The sequence below is a fragment of the Klebsiella spallanzanii genome, from assembly GCF_902158555.1.
GTDB lineage: Bacteria > Pseudomonadota > Gammaproteobacteria > Enterobacterales > Enterobacteriaceae > Klebsiella > Klebsiella spallanzanii.
Map to the genome: position 1 here is coordinate 64,354 of NZ_CABGGS010000005.1, position 23,817 is coordinate 88,170.

Here is a 23,817-nt window from a genome sequence, read left to right on the forward strand (position 1 = left end):
TTTACAAAATTACCACTGAAACTTCTGGAATAATCGCATTTAAAAGCAAAAAAAACACTGAATGCTAAAACATCAAAAAATGCTATTATCCGCTACCTTTAGTATCAGGCACCTGAGTTTAAGGATGGGGATATTTTATGGATCAAGCAGGGATTATTCGCGATCTCCTTAGCTGGCTGGAAGGTCACCTGGATCAACCACTCTCACTGGACAATGTGGCAGCGAAGGCAGGCTATTCCAAGTGGCATTTACAAAGAATGTTCAAGGACGTAACCGGCCACGCCATCGGTGCCTATATTCGCGCCCGTCGTTTATCCAAGTCGGCGGTTGCCCTACGCCTGACCGCGCGTCCGATTCTCGATATTGCTCTACAGTATCGTTTCGACTCACAGCAGACGTTTACTCGCGCGTTCAAGAAGCAGTTCTCGCTGACGCCAGCCCTTTACCGACGTTCCCCTGACTGGAGCTCTTTCGGGATGCGCCCTCCGCTGCGTCTGGGCGAGTTCACCATGCCGCAGCATGAATTCGTCACGCTGAACACTACGCAACTGGTCGGCGTAACCCAGAGCTATACCTGTAAGCTGGAAGAGATCTCCGACTTCCGTAATCAGATGCGCGTGCAGTTCTGGCGTGAATTCCTCGCCAATACGCCGTCGATTCCCCCGACGCTTTACGGCCTGCATGAACCGCGTCCGAGCCTTGATAAAGACGATGAGCAGGAGGTGTTCTACACCACCGCGCTGACGCCGGAGCTGGCAAACGGTCACCTGCACAATGCCCATCCGGTCACTCTGGAAGGCGGCGAGTACGTGATGTTTACCTACGAAGGATTGGGGACCGGGCTGCAGGAGTTTATCCTGACGGTCTACGGCACCTGCATGCCGATGCTCAACCTCACCCGCCGTAAAGGCCTGGATATTGAGCGTTTCTTCCCGGAAGATGAAAGCCGGAACCAGGAACCGCCCATTCAGCTACGCTGCGAGTACCTGATCCCGATTCGTCGTTAACGCTGTAGTTCATCCATCGCGGGGGCATCAAGATGCGAAACATCCCCCGCGGTTTCTACGACCCAACCTGATGCCAGCCAGGGGCTTTGTTGATAATCAACGCGGGAAATGGAGCAGTTGCGCAAACGCAAGCGACGTTCAGCATAAGCCGGCAAGCCAAGAATCGTACTCACCAAACAGCCCAGCGCCATCCCATGACTCACCAGCAGCGGCCGGCTTCCCGCTGGCAGTTCCAGGCAAGACGCCAGCGCCGCATGCATACGGTCGCTCAGCTCCTGCATTGACTCGCCTTGCGGAATACGACCGTCGGGCGTGCCGTTAACCAGTTGCCGACGCCAGCCCTCTTCTTCTTCGCTCAGCGAGTCGATATGGCGTTTCTCAAGCACGCCCATATCCAGCTCACGCAAGCGTGAATCCGTCATGACGTTGCAACCGCAGGCTTCAGCGATGATCTCTGCGGTACGCCGCGTGCGACCTAAGTCGCTGGCGATAATATGCGTTATCCCCAACGTTCTGGCGCGCTCGCCCACCTGCCAGGCCTGGCGCTCACCGTGGGCGGTAAGCGGACTGTCGGACTGGCCCTGAATACGTCGCTCGGCGTTCCACTGCGTTTCGCCGTGGCGAACAAGGTATACCTCTAACATGCTTTATTATCCGTTCTGAGCTCTTAACCATCGAGCTACAAGCATAGCCGCCTGCAACAACAATGATTTGGAGTATACTGCGATGATGTTTAGTAATTCTGAGTTGTTTTGATTATGCACCATGTTGTCTCAGCTACCACTAATCCCGCCAAAATTCAGGCAATTCTGCAGGCTTTTAACGAGATCTTCGGTGAAGGATCCTGCCATATTGAGTCCGTCTCCGTCGAGAGCGGCGTGCCGGAACAGCCTTTTGGCAGTGAGGAAACGCGCGCTGGCGCACGAAATCGCGTGGCTAACGCACGCCGTGCGCAGCCAAATGCCGACTTCTGGGTCGCCATTGAAGCCGGTATCGACGAAGGCAGTACGTTCAGTTGGGTGGTGATCGACGACGGCAGCCTGCGCGGCGAAGCGCGTTCGGCAACACTGCCGCTACCGCAAACCATCCTTGAAAAAGTCCTGGCAGGAGAAGCGCTGGGGCCGGTGATGTCTCAACATACCGGCATCGATGAAATTGGTCGTAAAGAAGGTGCTATTGGCGTGTTTACCGCCGGGAAGCTTACGCGCAGCAGCGTTTACCATCAAGCGGTCGTGCTGGCGCTCAGCCCGTTCCATAACGCTATTTATCGTTAGCCTTCAGTAATGCCTGCTCCAGCCACTGGCGCAGTTCCGGCGGGGCTGACTTCAGGCTATTCGAACCGCGAGTGATGGTAGCGATCCCGGCACCGAGTTCGTTTTTCAGCTCGCGCTGGCTCATCTCGCCGCGCAGCAACTCTTCAATGATGCGCACCCGCGTGCCCAGCGCCTCACGTTCGTCGGGCGTCAGCATGAGCTGTAAGAGCGGCAGATGTAAATCGTCGGCGTACGCTTGCTGCAAGAGAGCGACAAAGCGCAGCCACTCCTGATGACGCTGTTCGGCTACCGCCGCTGAATAGGGGGATTGTTGGGTCATGTTACGCCACCTGTCGAATGTACTCACTAACGAGTACAAAGCATAACATACTTCTGTGCGGACTCTACGGATTTCAGGCAACATAGCAAAATGCTATGTTGCCTGAAGGTAACGACGTTAGTAGCGCAGCGTCCACTCGGCATCGCTCAGCAGCGTATCTTTCTGCCCCATAAAGTAGCGATAGTAGGCGTCATAGGACAAAACGTTTTTCACGTAGCCACGCGTTTCAGAGAACGGAATGCTCTCAACAAACGCCACCGCGTCAATGCGCCCGCCGCTGTTCCCCCGCCAGGTGCGTACTCTCCCTGGCCCAGCGTTATAGGCCGCTGAGGCGAAGATACGGTTATTGCCAAACTGCTGATAAACATATTGCAGGTAGCTGGTACCGATATTGATGTTCATTTCCGGATCCAGCAGTTGCGACGTGCCGCCGTAACCAGGGATATTAAACATCTTCACCGTATGCGTAGCGGTACCCGGCATAATCTGCATCAGACCGCGGGCGCCAACTGGTGAACCGGCTTTCGGGTTCCAGGCACTCTCCTGACGCGCAATGGCCATCGCGTAGCTTTGCGGGATATCTTTACCGCTGATGTAGCGGGTGAAGAGGTCGTTATAGGCCAATGGGAAACGCTCTTCCAGCTGATCCCACAGTTTTCCGGCGATGGTGGCCTGAACGCTGAGATCCCACCAGTTCTGATTAAACGCGTAGCGCGCCAACTGCGCCTGCTGATCTTTGGTCTTGCTGGTGACCAGGTTTGCCCATTCACTGCGGGCGGTATTATCCATATTCCAGTACATCAGCTCGCGAACCCGCGCCATTTCCGGCCCGGACGTCAGCGCCGGATCAAGATTAGCAGGCGCTTTATCGATGCGGAAAGTGTACTCTTCGCCAAGACGCTGGGCAGCGACCATAGGGTAGAAGCCGCGTTGTTGCATCAGAGAACGCAGAATGTCTTTGGCTTCATCATCACGCCCGCGCTCCAGCAGCAGATCGGCCTGCCAGTAGCTCCATTCATCCTTCTCTTTCGCTTCCATCGGCAAACGTGCCAGCCAGGTGTTCAGACCGTGCCGATCCCCAAGACCAAGAGCCATACGTACCCGACGCTCCACCAGCGCGGTGGATTGCGAGCGCATAATCGCATCGTCGCGCCAGATAGCCTGCTCGTCGGTCACGTCGCTGCCCATCAGACGCCAGGCGACGATATCACGCAGTTCCTGGGTTTGATCTTCATTCAGCTGCTGCGCCTGCACTAATGATGGGATCATCAGGCGCGCATTTTCCGCATCCTGCCGCGCGACGCTGGCAAAAGCGACTGCCGCCATCTGGCGGGTGAAATCCGTCGCACCGGTTGTACGGGCGAAAGTCATCACGCTATTCGGATCGTTAGCCAGCGCGATAACCGCAGTAGCAATGGTTTGATAATCGGACGGCATCTGCTGGGCCAGAACCCGTACCAGGCTGGTATTTCCAGCTTTCATCGCCAGACGGATCCGTTCAAGGTAGGCCAACGGATCCTGCTGACCGGAGGCACGCCAGGCACCAAACAGCTGATCGCAGGCATTTGGTTGGCTTTTGCCGCTCAGCCATAGCTCTTTTGCCCCATCCCATGCTTCCTGGGTCTGGCCAACGTTCCATTTTGCATAGTAGTAATTACACTGCGCTTCTGTGCTGGTCGGTTTATCCGGGCTGAAGGCCAGCAGGCCGCGCCAGTCGCTACGGCGCGCCAGTTCGTTGACGAAACGAGATTTCAGCGATCGCGCAGGAGGCAGCGTCGGGTTGGCGGCGATAAAATTGGTCACCACCAGCGCCGGTTGATTCATCAGATCGTCGGTTATCTGCCGATACTGGAGATAAGGATAGAGCGGGTAGGTCGTCAGCGTGGGCATCAGTTGATTAACGACATCCATCTGTCGGCTATCCCACGCCTGTTTAATTTGAGCATAGCGGCTGCGCTGTTCATCCAGTGAATCCGCATGCGCCAGTTGGCTTAACGTCAGCAGACCCACGCTGGCAGCCAGAAGACGCCACGTCACAGTTTTGGCTTTTTCCACAAGCTCTTCCTCTATTCATGTGCACCACAGCAGCATCATGCCGCCTGCAAAAATTTCAGGTATTACGTAGATATGCTAATCAGACAACGCTAAATGCGCCATGTCCTGAACATTTTTTTACTCTTTTGTGAATCCCATCGCCTCGCTGGGATTAAAGCGCGAAAAAGGCTACACTTCGCCTTTGAAAACTATCTATCAATATAAATGAGAGGCGAAGTCCAACGTGGCTCAATTCGTTTATACCATGCATCGTGTCGGCAAAGTGGTTCCGCCGAAACGTCATATTCTGAAAAATATTTCCCTGAGCTTCTTCCCTGGCGCAAAAATCGGTGTTCTCGGTCTGAACGGCGCCGGTAAGTCTACCCTGCTACGCATCATGGCCGGCATCGATACCGATATCGAAGGCGAAGCTCGTCCGCAGCCGGGTCTGAAAATCGGCTACCTGCCGCAGGAGCCGCAGCTCAATCCAGAGCAGACCGTACGTGAGTCGGTTGAAGAGGCGGTGGCCGAAGTGGTCAATGCGCTGAAAGGTCTGGACGAGGTGTACGCGAAGTACGCTGAGCCGGATGCCGACTTCGACAAGCTCGCCGCACAACAGGGCAAGTTTGAAGAAATCATCCAGGCACACGACGGTCACAACCTGAACGTACAGCTGGAGCGTGCCGCCGATGCGCTGCGTCTGCCGGACTGGGACGCGAAAATCGCTAACCTGTCCGGTGGTGAACGCCGCCGCGTCGCGCTGTGCCGCCTGCTGCTTGAAAAACCGGACATGCTGCTGCTCGACGAACCCACCAACCACCTGGATGCCGAATCCGTGGCATGGCTGGAACGCTTCCTGCACGATTTCGAAGGCACCGTGGTGGCGATTACCCACGACCGTTACTTCCTTGATAACGTTGCCGGTTGGATCCTCGAGCTTGACCGCGGCGAAGGTATTCCGTGGGAAGGTAACTACTCCTCCTGGCTGGAGCAGAAAGATCAGCGTCTGGCGCAGGAAGCTTCTCAGGAAGCGGCCCGTCGTAAATCAATCGAGAAAGAGCTGGAGTGGGTACGTCAGGGCGCGAAAGGCCGTCAGTCTAAGGGTAAAGCCCGTCTGGCGCGCTTTGAAGAACTTAACAACGTCGAGTACCAGAAACGCAACGAGACCAACGAGCTGTTTATTCCGCCAGGAGCACGTCTTGGGGATAAAGTCGTGGAAGTCAGCAATCTGCGTAAGTCCTACGGCGACCGCCTGCTGATTGACGACCTGAGCTTCTCGGTGCCAAAAGGCGCTATCGTCGGGATTATCGGTCCGAACGGCGCGGGTAAATCCACGCTGTTCCGCATGATGTCCGGCCAGGAGCAGCCTGATGCCGGTTCTATCACCTTGGGTGAAACCGTCAAGCTGGCTTCCGTCGATCAGTTCCGTGACGCTATGGATAACAGCAAAACCGTGTGGGAAGAAGTTTCCGGCGGCCTGGATATCATGAAGATCGGCAACACCGAGATGCCGAGCCGCGCCTACGTAGGCCGCTTTAACTTCAAAGGCGTTGACCAGGGCAAGCGCGTCGGCGAGCTGTCCGGCGGCGAGCGTGGCCGTCTGCACCTGGCGAAGCTGCTGCAGGTTGGCGGTAACGTACTGCTGCTCGATGAACCGACCAACGACCTGGATATCGAAACTCTGCGCGCGCTGGAAAACGCCCTGCTGGAGTTCCCGGGCTGCGCGATGGTTATCTCGCACGACCGTTGGTTCCTTGACCGTATCGCGACCCATATTCTGGACTACCAGGACGAAGGCAAGGTGGAGTTCTTCGAGGGTAACTTTACCGAATACGAAGAGTACAAGAAGCGCACCCTCGGCGCAGACGCGCTGGAACCAAAGCGTATCAAGTACAAGCGTATCTCGAAATAAAAGCAAAAGGGCAACGCAAGTTGCCCTTTTTAATGTCGACTCCCTGCACCGGGCAGGTCGGTTTTCTCCCTCTCCCCGTGGGAGAGAGTCGGGGTAAGGGCATCAGGCCGCAGGGGACTTACCCCTGCTCCCCCATCATCTCTTTCACCAGCTCCACGCAGCGCAGGAAGCGAGCCTCGTAATCGGCCTCTTTCACATGCACAAAGTCTATCTCATTTTCTCTGAGTAACGACACCAGCAGCGACTGGAACTCTTTACGATCCACCGAACTGCCGAGGCTGCGCAGACCATCGGCCACCCACGGCGTGTTGTTTTCCAGCAGAATAACCAGGTCGAAGCGGTACTCATCGATCAGCGCCTGAACGAAAGGATGCTCCCTCCCTTCATACTTCAGGCAGAACGCCTGGGTACTCACGAAATCGGTGTCGATAAACGCCACTTTGTTGGCATACTTCACTGCAAAATCAATATACTGCGCGTGACCAAGGGCAATTTTGTCGTAGTCAGAATATTGCAGCGCAATCTCATCGCCACCAAGGTGCGAAAACACATAATCACGGCCATATTCCCAGGCGCTGGTGGTATTAAAGATATTGGATAGCTTATTCACTAGCGTCGATTTACCGCTCGACTCGCCGCCGAGAATCGCTACCGTGCGCACGAAAAACGGCTTCACCTCGGTAGGAATATATTCCCAATAGCGGAACGGGTTTTCACGAATCTGACCGCCGCTGATGCTCATAAAGGTCCGTTTAGGATCGATAAGCACGGTTTCAATACCCAGATGCTCCAGATACTGCGGCGCATCGCCCTCTTCTGAGGTGTAGATCCAGTTTGGTTCAATGCCTTTCTCGCTCATAAAAGCGCGGATCCCACGGCTCCAGACATCCCAGCCGTGCGGATAAGGCTCCATACCTTCTTCGTTGAAAGCATGAATGCGAATATTTTTCTGATACTTAAAGGTTTGTAGCAACCAGCGCAGGCGATCGGGGACGGTCGGCTGCTGCGACATCGCGCTCTTTTCAAACAGTTCACGGTCGCGGGGATCGTCGTAACCCATGATGATATGCAGTTCATCCACCTGGCTACAGGCGCGCTGAATCAAATAGATATGCCCGGTGTGCAGCGGATAAAACTTGCCAAAAACCACGCCCACGCTTTTTTGCCGACGCGGAAATTCCAGCCCCAAAAACCGGTGCAGCGCTTCCAGCTTCTGCGCGCTCGGGCTTTTAATTTTGGCGTTCAGCAGTTGGCTCAAATAGCCTTTTGTCATCCCGCTGGCGTCCGCCACCTGCTGTAGCGTACAGCCCTTCTGCTTAATGGCGCTTTTTAAATAGTCAAATGACGACATAGCGAGTCTCCTTTTAACTTATTATATGTCTATAAGTCGTCAAAGACGCTAAGTGCGTCTGCAAGCTTCTTCACGCCAAAGATTTGCATCCCTTCCGGCGCTTTTTTCGGCACGTTGGCCGCCGGAACAATAGCCCGACGGAAACCATGTTTAGCCGCTTCTGAGATACGCTCCTGGCCGCTCGGCACCGGACGGATTTCGCCTGCCAGCCCGACTTCGCCGAAGACCACCAGATCCTGCGGTAGCGGTCGGTCGCGCAAGCTGGAAACCATCGCCAGCAGCAGCGCCAGATCGGCGCTGGTCTCGGTAACCTTCACCCCGCCGACAACGTTGACGAACACGTCCTGATCGGCCATCTGCAGGCCGCCGTGACGGTGCAACACCGCCAGCAGGATGGCCAGACGGTTTTGCTCCAGCCCCACCGCCACGCGGCGCGGGTTGGACATCATCGAGTGATCGACAAGCGCCTGGATCTCCACCAGCAGCGGGCGAGTACCTTCCCAGACCACCATCACCGAACTACCGGACGTGACTTCATCCCCGCGGCTCAGGAAAATGGCCGATGGGTTGCTAATCTCACGCAGCCCCTGCTCGGTCATGGCGAATACGCCCAGCTCATTAACTGCGCCGAAGCGGTTTTTATGGCTGCGCAGGGTACGAAAACGTGAATCGGCGTCACCGTCGAGCAACACAGAGCAGTCGATACAGTGCTCCAGCACTTTCGGCCCGGCCAGCGAACCATCTTTGGTGACGTGACCGACCATGACGATAGCCACGCCACGGGTCTTGGCAAAACGCGTTAAATAGGCCGCCGTTTCGCGCACCTGGGCCACGCTGCCCGGCGACGACTGGACGTCGGCCATATGCATCACCTGGATAGAGTCGATAACCATTAGCTGCGGCTTTTCTTCGTCAGCAATCTGGCAAATCTGCTCAATACTGGTTTCTGACAGCATATTGAGATTGGCGGTCGGCAGCCCTAAACGATGGGCGCGCATCGCCACCTGCTGCAGCGACTCTTCCCCGGTGACGTACAGCGTTTTCATGCCTTCAGACAGCTTACACAGGGTTTGCAGCAGCAGCGTCGACTTACCTGCGCCTGGATTGCCGCCGATCAGAATCGCGCTCCCCGGCACCACGCCGCCGCCGAGCACGCGGTCAAACTCTTTAAAGCCGGTGGAAAAACGCGGCAGTGCTTCCAGGCTTATCTCCGAGAGCTTCTGCACTTTCGATACCCCAGCATTACCGGCGTACCCTGACAGACGCTCGTTTCTCGCCACCTGCGGCGAAGCGGCGATGCGCATCTCGGTGATCGTATTCCATGCATGACAGGCGCTGCACTGCCCCTGCCAGCGCGGATAATCCGCACCACACTCATTACAGACAAATGCGCGTTTTGGAGCTTTCGCCACGTTAACCTCTTACTTTTGATTCATGCTGCCGGAGAGAATACAGAATACCCCCATCAGGTCAGCGTGGCGGATTGTCACCTCCGCCAGTTCATTAACTTTTGGTTTGGCATGATAGGCGATACCGAGGCCCGCCGCTTTAATCATCGGCAGATCGTTAGCGCCGTCGCCAATCGCGACGGTCTGCGCGGGCGGGATCTCATACTTTTCCGCCAGTTTGCGCAGCGTATTGGCTTTATATTTCGCATCGACGATATCGCCAATGACGTTACCGGTCAGCTTACCATCCATAATCTCCAGCTCGTTGGCGAACACCGCGTCGAGATGCAGCTTGTCCCGCAGGTACTCGGCAAAGAAGGTAAATCCACCGGAGGCAATCGCCACTTTCCAGCCGAGCGTTTCCAGCTTGAGAACCAGCTGCGTCAGTCCTGGCATCAGCGGCAGCGTTTCGCGCACCTGCAGCAGAATATTGGCATCGGCATCTTTCAGCGTCGCCACCCGCTGACGCAGGCTGGCGGTAAAATCGAGTTCGCCGCGCATCGCCCGCTCGGTGACTTCAGAGACCAGCTCGCCGGTACCGGCCAGTTTAGCGATTTCATCAATGCATTCGATCTGAATCGCCGTCGAGTCCATATCCATAACCAACAAGCCCGGCGTACGCAAATGTGGAATTTTACCCAGCGGCGCAACATCCAGCCCGGCCTCATGGGCCAGACGGGTCGCCCGCAGCGTTAGCGAACCGGCCAGACGAATCACCTGATAGTCATCAACCGCCCAGGAGGCAACGATAACCAGGGCCGCGCCCAGCTCACGCTGCCACTCGGTCAGGCGACGCTTGTTAAGACCGCGACCATACAGCAGCCAGCCGCTGCGTCCGGCATGATAATCCAACGGCATAACCTCATCACCGCTCAGGGAAAGCGGCAATCCAGGCCACAGGGAAACATCTTCAGGCAGGTCGCACCAGGTCAAACTGTTTGGCATCACGGCTCCACATCACTTCATTCAGGCGAGGAAAATAACGCATGAGGCTACCTTGTAACCAGCGCTTCTGGCAACATTAAGCTGCAAATTTTCAAAGGTGGAATATGGTACGCGCAAAACTCAAATTCCGACTGCACCGTGCGGTAATTGTTCTGATCTGTCTCGCGCTCCTCGTCGCCCTAATGCAAGGCGCCTCGTGGTTCAGCCAGAACAGTCAAAAGCAGCGCAACCCGCAGTTAGAAGAACTAGCCCGCACGCTGGCACAGCAGGTTACGCTAAACCTGGCACCGCTGATGCGCAGCGAAACGCCCGATGAAAAACGGATTAGCCAACTGCTGGAACAGCTTACGCACAAAAGTCGCATACTGGACGCCGGCGTTTATGACGAGCAAGGCGACCTGGTGGCGCGTTCAGGCGAAAGCATCGAGGTACGCGACCGGCTGGCGCTGGACGGTAAAAAAGCGGGCGGTTATTTCAACCAGCAAATCGTCGAGCCTATCCAGGGTAAAAATGGCCCTCTGGGCTACCTGCGCCTGACGCTGGATACCCACACGTTAGCCACCGAAGCGCAGCAGGTCGATAATACCACCAATATCTTGCGCCTGATGCTGCTGCTCTCGCTGGCCATCGGCGTCGTGCTGACACGCACTCTGCTGCAGGGGAAACGCACCCGCTGGCAGCAATCCCCTTTCCTGCTCACCGCCAATAAGCCGGTGCAGGATGAAGATAAAGATTAATCAGAATAAGGAAATCGCTATGTCCACGCTGCGACTGCTGCTCTCCGACTCTTACGATCCGTGGTTCAACCTGGCGGTTGAAGAGTCGATTTTTCGCCAGATGCCCGCCACGCAGCGGGTACTGTTTTTGTGGCGCAATGCCGATACGGTGGTTATCGGTCGCGCGCAAAACCCGTGGAAAGAGTGCAACACCCGGCGCATGGAAGAGGACAACGTGCGCCTGGCGCGTCGCAGCAGCGGCGGCGGCGCGGTCTTCCACGATCTGGGTAATACCTGCTTCACCTTTATGGCCGGAAAGCCGGAGTACGATAAAACGATTTCCACCGATATCGTCCTGACGGCGCTGAATGCTCTGGGCGTTACGGCAGAAGCCTCGGGGCGCAACGATCTGGTGGTGAAAACCAGTGAAGGCGATCGCAAAGTCTCCGGTTCCGCCTATCGCGAAACAATGGATCGCGGCTTCCACCACGGTACGCTGCTGCTGAACGCGGATTTAAGCCGCCTGGCTAACTACCTCAACCCCGACAAGAAAAAGCTACAGGCAAAAGGGATCACCTCCGTACGCGGGCGCGTGGCGAACCTGGTTGAACTGCTTCCAGGCATCACCCACCAGCAGGTTTGCGAGGCGATTCAGGAGGCATTCTTTGCCCATTACGGCGAACGCGTTGAGGCCGAGGTTATCTCTCCTGAGAAAATGCCGGATCTGCCGAATTTTGCCGATACCTTTGCCCGTCAGAGCAGCTGGGAATGGAACTTTGGCCAGGCCCCGGCATTCACCCATATGCTGGATGAACGTTTTACCTGGGGTGGCGTAGAGCTGCATTTCGACGTCGAGAAAGGCCATATCACGCGGACTCAGGTCTTTACTGACAGCCTGAACCCGGCCCCGCTGGAAGCGCTGGCCGCCCGATTGCAGGGCTGCCTGTATCGCGCAGATAGGCTGCAGCAGGAGTGCGATGCATTATTAGGGGATTTCCCGGAGCAGGAGAAGGAGCTGCGGGAACTATCGGCGTGGATTGCCGGGGCGGTGCGGTAAAAAAAGCCCGCTGGCGCTGCGCTTAGCGGGCCTACTAAACCGTAGGCCGGGTCAGGCAAAACCGCCACCCGGCACAACGGCTCTTACTCTTTATCGCCCAGCAGAACGGATTCCAGCGCGATTTTGATCATATCGTTGAAGGTCGTCTGACGCTCAGCAGCAGTGGTCTGCTCGTGGGTACGGATATGGTCAGATACGGTACAGATGGTCAGCGCTTTCGCACCGAACTCCGCTGCAACGCCGTAGATACCGGCTGCTTCCATTTCCACGCCCAGGATGCCGTATTTTTCCATCACGTCGAACATTTCGCCGCCGTCCGGTGCATAGAACAGGTCAGCAGAGAAGATGTTACCTACACGAGCGTCAACGCCCAGCGCTTTTGCCGCGTCAACGGCATTACGCACCATGCCAAAGTCAGCAATCGCCGCAAAGTCGTGGTCTTTAAAACGCATACGGTTAACTTTAGAGTCGGTGCAGGCCCCCATGCCGATAACCACATCGCGCAGCTTAACGTCCATACGCACGGCACCGCAGGAGCCCACGCGGATGATTTTTTTAACGCCAAAGTCGGTGATCAGCTCTTTCGCGTAAATGGAGCAGGACGGGATACCCATGCCGTGACCCATAACGGAAATTTTGCGGCCCTTATAGGTGCCGGTAAAACCCAGCATGCCGCGAACGTTGTTCACTTCACGCACGTCTTCAAGGAAAGTTTCTGCAATGTGCTTCGCGCGCAGCGGGTCGCCCGGCATCAATACGACGTCAGCGAAATCGCCCATTTCTGCGTTAATGTGTGGAGTAGCCATCGTTATATCCTTCTGAATGGTTTTGCCTGATGGCGGCTACGCCTTTATCAGGCCTACAAAAAGGCCCGGTGAGATGCGCTCACCGGGCAAATAATCACAGCATATTTTTGCCGTACGCCATCGGAGACGTACCAAAATACGTCGCCAGAGTCTGGCCGATATCCGCGAAGGTTTCGCGATGGCCAAGCGAACCCGGTTTAACTTTCGGGCCATAGACCAGTACCGGAATATGTTCGCGGGTGTGGTCAGTACCGGTCCAGGTCGGGTCGCAGCCGTGGTCAGCGGTCAGGATCAGGATGTCGTCCTCCCCGACCAGCTCCATCAGCTCCGGCAGGCGGCGATCGAACAGCTCCAGGCCCGCAGCATAGCCAGCGACATCGCGACGATGGCCCCAGGAAGAGTCGAAGTCCACAAAGTTAGTGAAGACGATAGTTTCGTCACCGGCTTCTTTCATCTCTTTGATGGTGGCGTCAAACAGGGCATCCAGGCCGGTCGCTTTCACTTTTTTAGTGATCCCGCAGTTGGCGTAGATGTCAGCGATTTTACCGACAGAAACGACCTGACCCTTTTTCTCGTCGACCAGCTTCTGCAGCACGGTCGCCGCAGGTGGCTCAACGGCCAGGTCATGGCGGTTGCCAGTACGCTGGAAGTTACCCGCTTTATCGCCGATAAACGGACGCGCGATAACGCGACCAATGTTGTAGCCGCCTTCGGTCAGCTCTTCACGGGCGATTTCACACAGCTCATACAGTTTGTCGAGGCCAAAAGTCTCTTCATGGCAGGCAATCTGGAATACCGAGTCAGCAGAGGTATAGAAAATCGGCTTGCCGGTTTTCATATGCTCTTCGCCCAGTTGATCGAGGATAACGGTGCCGGAAGAGTGGCAGTTGCCGAGGTAACCCGGCAGATTAGCGCGCTTAACCAGTTTATCCAGCAGTTCCTGCGGGAAGCTGTTTTCGTGCTCCGGGAAGTAACCCCAGTCAAACAGAACCGGCACGCCGGCAATTTCCCAGTGGCCCGATGGGGTGTCTTTACCGGAAGAGAGTTCATGCGCCCATGCATAAGCGCCGATCACTTCCGCGTTGCCGTCCATACCGGCTGCAATTTTGCCGGTAGAACCTTCATGCGCTTTCACCAGACCCAGACGAGTCAGGTTAGGCAAATTCAGCGGACCTTTGCGACCATTATCAGCCTCGCCTTTGGCGCAGGCTTCTGCAATATGGCCCATGGTGTCTGAACCGACGTCACCAAAACGGTCAGCGTCTTCAGTCGCACCGATGCCGAAGGAGTCCAGCACCATAATAAATGCACGTTTCATATTATTCTCCGTACCTTTTGCGCTGCAAAAAAGCGATCAGATCAGTATATAACTATTCGGTGATACGACGATAGACCGTCGGCGTAATTTCAGGCGCTTTATCGTCGAGTTTAATGGCCGCTTTGACTGCTCTGGCGGCTTCCTGCCAGCTGTTTTCATCTTTCGCATGGATAACCGCCAGCGGCTGCTGGGCGTCAACGCACGCGCCAAGACGAACCACATCGGTGAAACCGACGCTGTAATCAATCAGATCCGATGCCTGACGGCGACCGCCGCCCATCGACACTACCGCCATGCCCAGCGCGCGGGTGTCCATCTCTGCGACAAAGCCTTCGCCCTCGGCATAGATCGCTTTGCTCAGCATCGCGCTCGGTAAGTACTTATCGTAGTTTTCCACGAAATCGTTCGGCCCTTTTTGCGCCGCCACCATGCGGCCGAAGACGTCTGCGGCTTTACCGTTATCCAGAACCGCCTGCAGTTTCGCCCGCGCATCGGCGTCGTTTTCCGCCAGTTTGCCGGAAATTAACATCTCAACGCACAGCGCCATCGTCACATCAAACAGGCGCGGATTGCGATACTCGCCGGTGAGGAACTGCACCGCTTCGCGCACTTCCACTGCGTTACCGGCGCTGGAAGCCAGCACCTGATTCATATCGGTCAGCAATGCAGTAGTACGCACGCCAGCACCGTTGGAGACGCCCACGATCGCTTCAGCCAGTGCAGCGGAAAGCTCATAGGTCGGCATAAATGCTCCGCTGCCAACTTTGACATCCATCACCAGCGCATCCAGCCCTTCCGCCAGCTTTTTCGCCAAAATAGAAGCCGTGATCAGCGGGATAGAGTCTACCGTCGCAGTAATATCACGGGTGGCATAGAAACGTTTATCGGCCGGCGCCAAAGAGCTGGTCTGCCCTATAATCGCCACGCCGACGTCTTTAATAATTTCGCGGAAGCGGCTGTCGTCCGGGAAGATATCAAACCCAGGAATGGCTTCCAGTTTATCAAGCGTACCACCGGTATGACCAAGGCCGCGCCCGGAGATCATCGGAACATAGCCGCCGCAGGCCGCAACCATTGGGCCCAGCATTAGCGAAGTCACATCGCCAACGCCGCCGGTAGAGTGTTTATCGACGATTGGGCCGTTAAGGTTAAGGCTCTTCCAGTCCAGAACGGTTCCTGAATCCCGCATCGCCATGGTCAGCGAAACGCGTTCCGGCATAGACATATCGTGGAAAAAGATGGTCATCGCCAGGGCGGCAATCTGCCCTTCTGAAATCGTGTTATCGCGAATACCGTTGATGAAAAAACGAATTTCTTCATCGCTCAGCGCATGACCATCACGTTTTTTACGAATAATTTCTTGTGCGAGAAACAAGGTAACCCCCGATTAATCAGGTTAAATGCAGCGGAAACCCCACTGCAATGAATGATTACTCTAAATAATTCGAGTCGCAGGAAGGCGGCAAGGGAACTCATCCCCAGGAGCTTACTACAGTAAGTGACTGGGGTGAGGGAGTGCAGCTAACGCACCTGCGGCTTGAAGTATGACGAGTAATTAGTAGCTGCTTGCGCTCTTGCCGTCCCCGTGGCCCAGCGCTTTCAGCAGACTTGCCAGCAGGCTGGATGCGCCAAAGCGGTAGTGGCGAGAGTCGGCCCAGTCAGCGCCAAACAGTTCGTCGGCAATGGCGAGGAATTTTTGCGCATCTTCTGCGCTACGCACGCCGCCTGCCGGTTTGAAGCCGACGCTCTTCTGAACGCCCATATCACGGATGACTTCCAGCATGATGCGCGCGCTTTCCGGCGTCGCGTTTACCGGAACTTTACCGGTAGAGGTTTTAATGAAATCCGCACCGGCTTTAATAGAAATTTCAGAAGCCTTACGAATCAGCGCTTCTTCTTTCAGCTCACCGGTTTCGATAATCACTTTCAGCAGAACGTTTGCCGCCGCACAGGCTTCTTTACAGGCTTTCACCAGATCAAAACCGACCTGCTCATTGCCTGCAATCAGCGCACGGTACGGGAACACCACATCGACTTCGTCGGCACCGTAAGCAATCGCCGCGCGGGTTTCCGCCAGCGCAATATCAATGTCATCGTTACCGTGCGGGAAGTTGGTCACCGTCGCAATGCGGATATCCGGGGTCCCCTGCTCGTTCAGCGTTTTACGGGCAATCGGGATAAAGCGCGGATAAATGCACACTGCGGCAGTATTACCTACCGGTGTTTTAGCCTGATGACAAAGGGCGATCACCTTTTCATTGGTGTCGTCGTCATTCAGGGTGGTCAGGTCCATCAATTTCAACGCGCGCAGGCTGCTTGCAGTTAAATCAGTCATTTCATACTCCGACGGCGTATTGCCGGTTTAAAGTTTGCTCACCTTGCGAATCTGTTACTATTGTAACATCCCCTCGCAGTCACACTTCGATATACATCACAGTTAATGAAAACTAATTACTAATTTGCATTACTATAATGTGATCAAAATCACGCCGTAAGGTGTAATAATCCCACCTCCAGCCCAAAACTCTTTCTAAGCATAACCAGAGATTTCAGACTCGCGGCAATGTTATTATTATAACATAACCGCACAGCACAACTCGACACGGTTGGACGCATTTTGTGCGAAACAAGATTAAAAATAGAGTTATCTATTGATAACAAATGATTTTTATATGATCCGAAAATGATGGAATTTTAACAAAAGGAAGAGAGCTGCCAGCAGCATGTCGCCGCTGGCATGATGTGCAGTTAACAATAAGTTATAACGCGAGGAATACGCCGGCAATTGTGGCGCTCATCAGGTTAGAGAGCGTACCTGCCGCAACGGCCCGCATGCCTAATTGGGCAATTTCCTGGCGGCGGCTGGGAGCCATACCGCCCAGTCCGCCAATCAGAATCGCTATCGACGACAGGTTGGCGAAGCCGCACAGCGCAAACGAAATGATAGCTTTGGTATGGGTTGAAATCACCTGCAGGCCAGCCGCAGCAACTTCAACATCTGCCTTCAGATACTCGCCAAAATTCATATAGGCGACAAACTCGTTGATGATCAGCTTCTGGCCGATAAAAGAACCGGCAACGGTCGCTTCGCTCCACGGTACGCCAATCACCCACGCTAGCGGTGAGAAGACCCAGCCAAGAATCATTTGCAACGACAGCTCAGGGTAGTTAAACCAACCGCCAACGCCGGAAAGAATACCGTTCACCAGAGCAATTAACGCGATAAACGCCAGCAGCATTGCCCCAACGTTAAGCGCCAACTGCATCCCTGAAGCTGCACCTGATGCGGCAGCATCCAGCACGTTTGCCGGAGCCTCTGGATCAGCATCATTTTTTTCCAGCGCCGGATTATCATGAGGCTGCTCAGTTTCCGGTACGATAATCTTCGCAAACAGTAAACCGCCCGGTGCCGCCATAAATGAAGCAGCAATCAGATATTCCAGCGGCACGCCCATCTGGGCATAACCGGCCAGGACCGAACCCGCAACAGAAGCCAGGCCGCCGCACATCACCGCAAAAAGTTCTGAACGGGTCATTGTCGCGATATAAGGACGCACGACCAGCGGCGCTTCGGTTTGGCCAACGAAGATATTCGCCGTCGCAGAGAGCGATTCCGTACGCGAGGTTTTCAGTACCGCGCGCAGCGCTCCGCCGAGAATGCGGATAACAAACTGCATGATGCCAAGATAATAAAGAACGGCAATCAGCGAGGAGAAGAAGACAATGACCGGCAGAACACGCAGAGCAAAAACAAACCCGCCGCCGCCAAAAACTTCAAACATCTTGTCGGAAACCAGTCCGCCAAAAATGAAGCTGATCCCTTCGTTGCCGTAAGCAATGACGTTGGCAACGCCGTTCGACATAGCCAGTAGCGCCGTGCGCCCGGCCGGTACGTAGAGGATTAATGCACCGATCCCCACCTGAAGAATCCAGGCGCCAAGAACGGTACGCATATTGATGGCTTTTCGATTACTGGAAAAGAGCACAGCGATGGCCAACAGCACCACCATGCCGATAAGTCCCATGAGAATTTGCATACAGAGTCCCTGTGTATTGATAGTTCAGCCTAAAAACCCCGCGATTATAACGGCATGAAAACATCACGCTTATCTCAGCTCACACATTTTAAGCAAAACAATGAGACAAAAAGGCAGGAATGAGACACAGATCACTCAACAAAACATCATGGAATAGGAAAAATCTCTTTTGTATTACAAATCATGGCATTAGCTATCTCCTCTGCGGGCTCCTGACGTAGCTCGCATAAAGTGGAGAAAACGCGAGCGGCCTGCTCAGGCCTGTTGGGCTGCCCCTGGAAACCGTTCAACGGCATATCCGGGGCATCGGTCTCCAGCAGTAGAGACGATAGCGGCAGCTGCGCCATGACATCGCGCGTCTTACTGGCCCGTGGGTAGGTGATCGTGCCGCCAACGCCAATTTTATAACCCAGTTGCACAAAACGTTCCGCCTGCTGAAGACTACCGGAAAAACCGTGCACCACGCCGGTTCGCGGTAAAGCGTGCTTTTTTAGCAGCATCGCCAGCTTGTCGTGGGTGCGTCTGGAGTGGAGGATAACAGGCAGGTCATAACGTTTAGCCAGCCGCAACTGTGCCTCAAATACAGAGATCTGACGTTCAAACTGCGGATCTTCGCGATAAAGATCGAGACCAATCTCCCCGACGGCAACCAGCTTAGCATCGCGTTTCGCCAGGCAGGCTTCAAGCCGCGCCAGACTCTCTCCTTCATGCCGCTCAATCACTATCGGATGAAGCCCCAGGGCGGCGTAGAGCGGAGCATACTGCGCTGCCAGCCCTAATACGCGGGCAAAGTTATCCGCTTCCGTCGCCGGTACGATGATTTGCCTCACGCCAGCCTGAGCCGCCCGGGCAATACTGGCGCTTTCGTCACCAGTGAAAGGTGGGAAATCGAAGTGACAGTGGGTATCAATAAATCGCAAAGTCACGCCAGGTCCTCATTATCAAAGCTGACATCGTTGGCCTGTACAGCTGCGACTACCGGAGCCTGGAGGACCTCATTAGCCACCGGCGCGGGCGGAACAACCACCGCTTTCGGTACCGCAATACGCGGTGCATGACGCAGCAGTGGCGGCCTGTCGGCCAGCAGCTTACCGACCGTAGCGAGGAAATAGCGCCCGCATTGACGCCCGGTTTTATAATCTTCCAGTAAAGCAGGAAGACGGCTGCCCAATGCCATACTTTTCAATGGCTTCTGCGGATATATTTCCAGAATACGCAACTTACCCGGCGGTTTCTCAATAAACTGCTGCGTAGTGCGATAGGTCGTTTCATGGTGCTGCACCAGATTGACAAACGGCTGCAGACTGCTTTCGCCAAGCCAGCGCTCCATACGTTTAAACCACTGCGGGGTATAGTACATCTGGGAAGGGACGGTGCGGATCACCACGATCGTTTGCGCTCCCCTGCGGGCGGCTTCCTGTACGGGAATGGCATCGCTGACGCCACCGTCAAGGTAGCTCACTCCGTCCAGCAGCACGCCGCTGCGATAAAAACCAGGAATCGCGCTGGAGGCGCGAATCAGGTCAAGCCAGGTCTGTTGAGTTGGGGAAAAATAGCCTGGCGTATAGTCATCGCCGCGGCAGGCGCACATCCAGAACTCTTTTCCCTGGGCAAACCGTTCTTCCGCGTACGACATCGCCAGCGGCATCTTTTTCGAAGTACTGTCGACCAACCAGTCGAGATCGATAAGGTTACCACCGCGGACAAAACGCATTGGGTCGAAAAACTCGCGGGCGGTGGTGTATCGCGTAATCACCTTACGCGCATAGCCGGGTTGATTACAGATATAAGCTGACAGGTTTTGCGCCCCGGCAGAGGTGCCAAACATCATGTCGAACGGATTAAATCCCGCGCGCATAAATTCATCCAGTACCCCGGCGGTAAAAATCCCTCTCTGTCCTCCGCCCTCGCATACCAGCGCGAGTTTACCCGGCTGAAAGGGTTTTACAGATAACGGCGTGATATTGCCCAACGTAACGGGAATTCGATGCCCCACCCTGCTTTCCTGTTTTGCTTATTATAAAAACAAAAGTAACGCAATTTGTAACGCCCTGAAACTGAGAAAGCCAGTCACATTGACTGGCTTTATGTAAGACGGTATTTCACTGATTAATGTCTAGGGACGCCGACGTCCGGTGAAAAGGCTGACCAGGAACAGAATGATACCGACAATAAAGACAATTTTAGCAGCCCATGCAGCCGTACCTGCCAGGCCACCGAAGCCCAGAGCAGCGGCAATTAACGCGATTACCAGAAAAATAATGCCCCATCTAAACATACGTCGCTCCTTACCATAGTTAATGACGGTCGATTTTCTGCGCACTCAGGCCGCGCATTCACAACCCTGTGGTGCTACACATCCTGCGGAAAGGCCGCAGAATAAATTCTTTTAATAAGGGATTTATTTAACGCTAAGATCGTTCTTCACGCTTTTAACGCCGGAAACGGCTTTAGCGATATCTTCCGCGCGGTCTGACTGTTTGCTGGAAGCCACTGTGCCGGATAAGTGCACGACGCCGTCAGTGGTTTCCACCGTCACATTTCGTGATGGGACGATATCGTCAGCTAACAGTTTAGCTTTGATTTCGCTGGTCAACGCCGTGTCGCCAGCGTAACCCTTCAGCGAAGCGGATTTTTCATTCTGTACGCTGAGCTTGTCGTTTACGGAGGTCACACCTTCTACGGCTTTAGCGACGCTAATTGCCTGTTTATGCTGTTCTGAGCTGTCAACCGTACCGCTTAACGTAACGACCTTATTTTCAGTTTTCACCGAGATATCGGTGCTGCGAATATCTTTATGGTCGATCAGCGCCGCCTTCACTCTGGCGGTGATGGTACTATCGTCCATAAAGTTTCCGACTTTATTCATCGAGCTATCAACGGCTTGCCCCGCGCTGCTGGCCGCTGATTTTGCGCTATCAACGGTTGAGTTTTCCGCATATGCCGAGGCGCTGATGATGGCTGAGCCTAAGAGGAGGGCCAGTACTGTCCTGGCGTTCTTTGGTCTTGTCATTGTGAGTTCCTCGTTATTTCTAAACAGGTAAAGCAAAATAAGTAGTCTATTAATCCAAGTTTCCAAAAATTACTTATTAAATGTAGTAGAAACACGAGAAAACGCGGCATGAGGGCACAAAAAAGCGCGCTAAAAGACGAGAATTAGGAACTTTCCAGAAAGATCAAACTGAAGAAAAACAGCGTGGAGCGCGGCAGAAACCGCGCTCCGGGGAGGATTAGTGCTCGCGGGTTTTACGGAACTGTACGTCAGGATAACGTTCCTGCGTCAGGTTCAGGTTAACCATCGTCGGGGCGATATAGGTGAGGTTGTCACCGCCATCAAGAGCCAGCTGAATCTCGTTCTTACGCTTGAACTCTTCGAACTTTTTCACGTCAGTTGATTCAACCCAGCGCGCGGTAGCCACGTTAACCGATTCGTAAATCGCTTCGACGTTATATTCGCTCTTCAGACGCGCAACAACCACGTCAAACTGCAGCACACCCACGGCCCCCACGATCAGATCGTTATTAGCGATCGGTCGAAACACCTGCACAGCCCCCTCTTCAGAGAGCTGCACCAGACCTTTCAGCAGTTGCTTCTGCTTCAGCGGATCTTTCAGGCGGATACGACGGAACAGCTCCGGCGCGAAGTTCGGGATACCGGTGAACTTCATCATTTCGCCCTGGGTGAAAGTATCGCCGATCTGGATAGTGCCGTGGTTATGCAGGCCGAGAATATCGCCAGGATACGCTTCTTCAACATGAGAGCGGTCGCCGGCCATAAAGGTCAGCGCGTCAGAGATAACCACATCTTTGCCGGTACGAACCTGGCGCATTTTCATGCCCTTCTCGTACTTACCGGAAACAACGCGCATAAAAGCCACGCGGTCGCGGTGTTTCGGATCCATATTGGCCTGAATTTTAAAGACGAAGCCGGTAAATTTATCTTCTTCTGCTTCCACGGTACGAGTGTCGGTTTTACGCGGCATCGGCGCAGGCGCCCACTCCACTAAGCCGTCCAGCATATGATCGACGCCAAAGTTACCCAGCGCGGTACCAAAGAATACCGGCGTAATTTCGCCCGCAAGGAACAGTTCTTTATCAAACTCGTTAGAAGCACCTTGCACCAGCTCCAGCTCATCACGCAGCTGTTGCGCCAGGTCTTCCCCCACCGCCGCATCGAGATCCGGATTGTTCAACCCTTTAACGATACGCACTTCCTGGATAGTGTGGCCTTTACCGGTCTGGTACAGGTAGGTTTCGTCTTTATAAAGGTGATATACGCCTTTGAACAGCTTGCCGCAGCCAATTGGCCAGGTGATCGGCGCACAGCCGATTTTCAGCTCGTTCTCGACTTCATCCAGCAGCTCCATCGGATCGCGAATATCACGGTCCAGCTTGTTCATAAAGGTCAGGATCGGCGTATCGCGCAGACGGGTAACTTCCATCAGCTTACGGGTCCTGTCCTCAACGCCTTTCGCGGCGTCGATGACCATCAGACAGCAGTCAACCGCCGTCAAAGTACGGTAGGTATCTTCGGAGAAGTCTTCGTGCCCCGGGGTGTCCAGCAGGTTAACCAGGCAGTCGTGATACGGAAACTGCATAACCGAGGTAGTAATGGAGATACCACGCTGCTTTTCCATCTCCATCCAGTCAGATTTTGCATGCTGGCTGGAACCACGGCCTTTTACCGTACCGGCGGTCTGAATAGCCTGTCCGAATAACAGGACCTTTTCAGTAATGGTTGTTTTACCGGCATCCGGGTGAGAAATAATGGCAAAAGTGCGGCGCTTGGCCACCTCCTGCAAATAAGGAGACAACGTCATAATTCAATCTTCTTGAGTAAACGCGGCAATGCACCGCGCATGTTGAATACGAAAAAATTGCGGCTATTTTACCCATCAATGGGGGGGAGGCAATCAGTGTTTACACAGGAGTTGCTCCAGTTCGCTTAAAGAGGCCACCGTCCAGTCTGCACGGAGGTCTGCGGGTAGCTCGCGTTGATGAGGGTTGAACCAGCAGGTCGCCAGACCGGCATTCACGCCGCCGCGAATATCAGACTCAGCCGTGTCGCCGACCATCAGCACTCGCGAACGGTCTGGATTGCCCGCCTGCGCCAGCGCATAGTCAAAAATACGCGCATCCGGCTTCGCCACCCCAACTTCTTCGGAAATAATCAGTAAATCAAAGTGATCTCGCAACCCGGTTCGTTCGAGACGCGTCTGCTGCAGTGAAGTAAAACCGTTGGTGATGATACCCATTTTCACCTTCCCCTGCAGCGCATCCAGCAGCGATACCGCACCCGGTAGCGGCGAACAGATTTCTGCCATCGCGTTCATAAACGCGGCGTTCAGTTCTCCAGGCGGTACGTTCAGACGTTCAGCCCAGCCATCAAAGCGCTGATGCTGCAGTTGAAGAGAAGTGATAGCGCCGTTCTGATAATCCACCCATAGCGGCTTATTCACGGCCTGGTAGTCCTGAAAATCCTCTGCGGAAAACGTCACGCTATAGTCGAGAAACATCCGCTGTAGGCCGCTAAATGAGTCAAACGTAAACAACGTTTCATCGGCATCAAAGAAAATCCAGTCCCACTTCATCA

22 protein-coding genes are annotated in these 23,817 nt (G+C 54.6%); 5 read left to right on the forward strand and 17 right to left on the reverse strand.

Annotated features, from left to right (window positions below; translation table 11 throughout):
- Positions 1-137 precede the first annotated feature (137 nt).
- Complete coding sequence (gene robA, locus FN082_RS07695; protein ID WP_139539362.1) at positions 138-1,007, forward strand: MDR efflux pump AcrAB transcriptional activator RobA; 870 nt, start codon at positions 138-140, stop codon at positions 1,005-1,007.
- Here robA and gpmB read toward each other — a convergent pair.
- Positions 1,004-1,651, reverse strand: a complete 648-nt coding sequence (gene gpmB / locus FN082_RS07700) for a 2,3-diphosphoglycerate-dependent phosphoglycerate mutase GpmB (RefSeq protein ID WP_142462208.1) — start codon at positions 1,649-1,651, stop codon at positions 1,004-1,006. The genes robA and gpmB overlap by 4 nt on opposite strands.
- 114 nt (positions 1,652-1,765) lie before the next feature.
- Here gpmB and yjjX point away from each other — a divergent pair, with 114 nt between their 5' ends.
- Positions 1,766-2,281, forward strand: a complete 516-nt coding sequence (gene yjjX, locus FN082_RS07705) for an inosine/xanthosine triphosphatase (protein ID WP_139539360.1) — start codon at positions 1,766-1,768, stop codon at positions 2,279-2,281.
- On the opposite strand, the gene trpR is transcribed toward yjjX, so the two are convergent.
- Both trpR and sltY read right to left on the reverse strand, forming a co-directional pair.
- A complete protein-coding gene (trpR, locus tag FN082_RS07710; RefSeq protein ID WP_139539359.1) occupies positions 2,268-2,600 on the reverse strand; it encodes a trp operon repressor in 333 nt (110 codons plus the stop codon). The two genes, yjjX and trpR, sit on opposite strands and share 14 nt — an antisense overlap.
- Positions 2,601-2,717: 117 nt before the next feature.
- Positions 2,718-4,655, reverse strand: a complete 1,938-nt coding sequence (sltY, locus tag FN082_RS07715; RefSeq protein ID WP_142981387.1) for a murein transglycosylase — start codon at positions 4,653-4,655, stop codon at positions 2,718-2,720.
- A gap of 223 nt (positions 4,656-4,878) precedes the next feature.
- Here sltY and ettA point away from each other — a divergent pair, with 223 nt between their 5' ends.
- Positions 4,879-6,546, forward strand: coding sequence for an energy-dependent translational throttle protein EttA (gene ettA / locus FN082_RS07720; protein WP_139539357.1), 1,668 nt, complete (start codon positions 4,879-4,881; stop codon positions 6,544-6,546).
- 118 nt (positions 6,547-6,664) lie between these two features.
- Here the strand turns inward: ettA and nadR are convergent, their stop codons facing one another.
- The 3 genes from nadR to serB are packed head-to-tail and all read right to left on the reverse strand — an operon-like array spanning position 6,665 to position 10,290.
- Entirely contained in the window at positions 6,665-7,897 is a 1,233-nt protein-coding gene (gene nadR, locus FN082_RS07725) for a multifunctional transcriptional regulator/nicotinamide-nucleotide adenylyltransferase/ribosylnicotinamide kinase NadR (protein ID WP_139539356.1), read from the reverse strand.
- A 29-nt stretch (positions 7,898-7,926) separates the two neighbouring features.
- Positions 7,927-9,309, reverse strand: a complete 1,383-nt coding sequence (gene radA, locus FN082_RS07730) for a DNA repair protein RadA (protein WP_139539355.1) — start codon at positions 9,307-9,309, stop codon at positions 7,927-7,929.
- 9 nt (positions 9,310-9,318) lie between these two features.
- The gene (gene serB / locus FN082_RS07735; RefSeq protein WP_139539354.1) at positions 9,319-10,290 is read right to left on the reverse strand and encodes a phosphoserine phosphatase; all 972 of its coding nucleotides are present in this window, start codon (positions 10,288-10,290) and stop codon (positions 9,319-9,321) included.
- 104 nt (positions 10,291-10,394) lie between these two features.
- Between serB and FN082_RS07740 the strand changes: the two genes are divergently transcribed.
- Together FN082_RS07740 and lplA are read left to right on the forward strand one after the other, a co-directional pair.
- Positions 10,395-11,027 carry a YtjB family periplasmic protein gene (locus FN082_RS07740; RefSeq protein WP_142981388.1) on the forward strand — a complete coding sequence of 211 codons (633 nt, stop codon included), beginning with the start codon at positions 10,395-10,397 and terminating at the stop codon, positions 11,025-11,027.
- Between the two features lie 19 nt (positions 11,028-11,046).
- Positions 11,047-12,063, forward strand: coding sequence for a lipoate--protein ligase LplA (lplA, locus tag FN082_RS07745; protein ID WP_142462236.1), 1,017 nt, complete (start codon positions 11,047-11,049; stop codon positions 12,061-12,063).
- 83 nt (positions 12,064-12,146) lie between these two features.
- Here lplA and deoD read toward each other — a convergent pair whose 3' ends face one another.
- The 11 genes from deoD to yjjG form a co-directional block, all read right to left on the reverse strand.
- Positions 12,147-12,869, reverse strand: coding sequence for a purine-nucleoside phosphorylase (gene deoD / locus FN082_RS07750; protein WP_110272690.1), 723 nt, complete (start codon positions 12,867-12,869; stop codon positions 12,147-12,149).
- 94 nt (positions 12,870-12,963) lie between these two features.
- Positions 12,964-14,187: a phosphopentomutase gene (gene deoB, locus FN082_RS07755; RefSeq protein WP_139539350.1), complete on the reverse strand. Its 1,224-nt coding sequence runs from the start codon at positions 14,185-14,187 to the stop codon at positions 12,964-12,966.
- Between the two features lie 52 nt (positions 14,188-14,239).
- Entirely contained in the window at positions 14,240-15,562 is a 1,323-nt protein-coding gene (gene deoA / locus FN082_RS07760; protein ID WP_142981389.1) for a thymidine phosphorylase, read from the reverse strand.
- 180 nt (positions 15,563-15,742) lie between these two features.
- On the reverse strand, positions 15,743-16,522 hold the full coding sequence (gene deoC, locus FN082_RS07765) for a deoxyribose-phosphate aldolase (RefSeq protein WP_139539348.1): 780 nt from the start codon (positions 16,520-16,522) through the stop codon (positions 15,743-15,745).
- Positions 16,523-16,946: 424 nt separating this feature from the next.
- Positions 16,947-18,224 (reverse strand): NupC/NupG family nucleoside CNT transporter, encoded by a 1,278-nt coding sequence (locus FN082_RS07770; protein WP_139539347.1) that lies wholly within the window; start codon positions 18,222-18,224, stop codon positions 16,947-16,949.
- A 146-nt stretch (positions 18,225-18,370) separates the two neighbouring features.
- Complete coding sequence (locus FN082_RS07775) at positions 18,371-19,150, reverse strand: metal-dependent hydrolase (protein ID WP_139539346.1); 780 nt, start codon at positions 19,148-19,150, stop codon at positions 18,371-18,373.
- A complete protein-coding gene (locus FN082_RS07780) occupies positions 19,147-20,220 on the reverse strand; it encodes a patatin-like phospholipase family protein (RefSeq protein WP_139539345.1) in 1,074 nt (357 codons plus the stop codon). The genes FN082_RS07775 and FN082_RS07780 overlap by 4 nt, the downstream gene beginning before the upstream one ends.
- A 120-nt stretch (positions 20,221-20,340) precedes the next feature.
- Positions 20,341-20,502: a DUF1328 domain-containing protein gene (locus FN082_RS07785; RefSeq protein ID WP_071200058.1), complete on the reverse strand. Its 162-nt coding sequence runs from the start codon at positions 20,500-20,502 to the stop codon at positions 20,341-20,343.
- A gap of 123 nt (positions 20,503-20,625) precedes the next feature.
- Positions 20,626-21,237 (reverse strand): molecular chaperone OsmY, encoded by a 612-nt coding sequence (osmY, locus tag FN082_RS07790; RefSeq protein ID WP_139539344.1) that lies wholly within the window; start codon positions 21,235-21,237, stop codon positions 20,626-20,628.
- A 217-nt stretch (positions 21,238-21,454) separates the two neighbouring features.
- On the reverse strand, positions 21,455-23,044 hold the full coding sequence (prfC, locus tag FN082_RS07795; RefSeq protein WP_139539343.1) for a peptide chain release factor 3: 1,590 nt from the start codon (positions 23,042-23,044) through the stop codon (positions 21,455-21,457).
- Between the two features lie 93 nt (positions 23,045-23,137).
- The gene (gene yjjG, locus FN082_RS07800; RefSeq protein ID WP_139539369.1) at positions 23,138-23,815 is read right to left on the reverse strand and encodes a pyrimidine 5'-nucleotidase; all 678 of its coding nucleotides are present in this window, start codon (positions 23,813-23,815) and stop codon (positions 23,138-23,140) included.
- Positions 23,816-23,817: the final 2 nt, after the last annotated feature.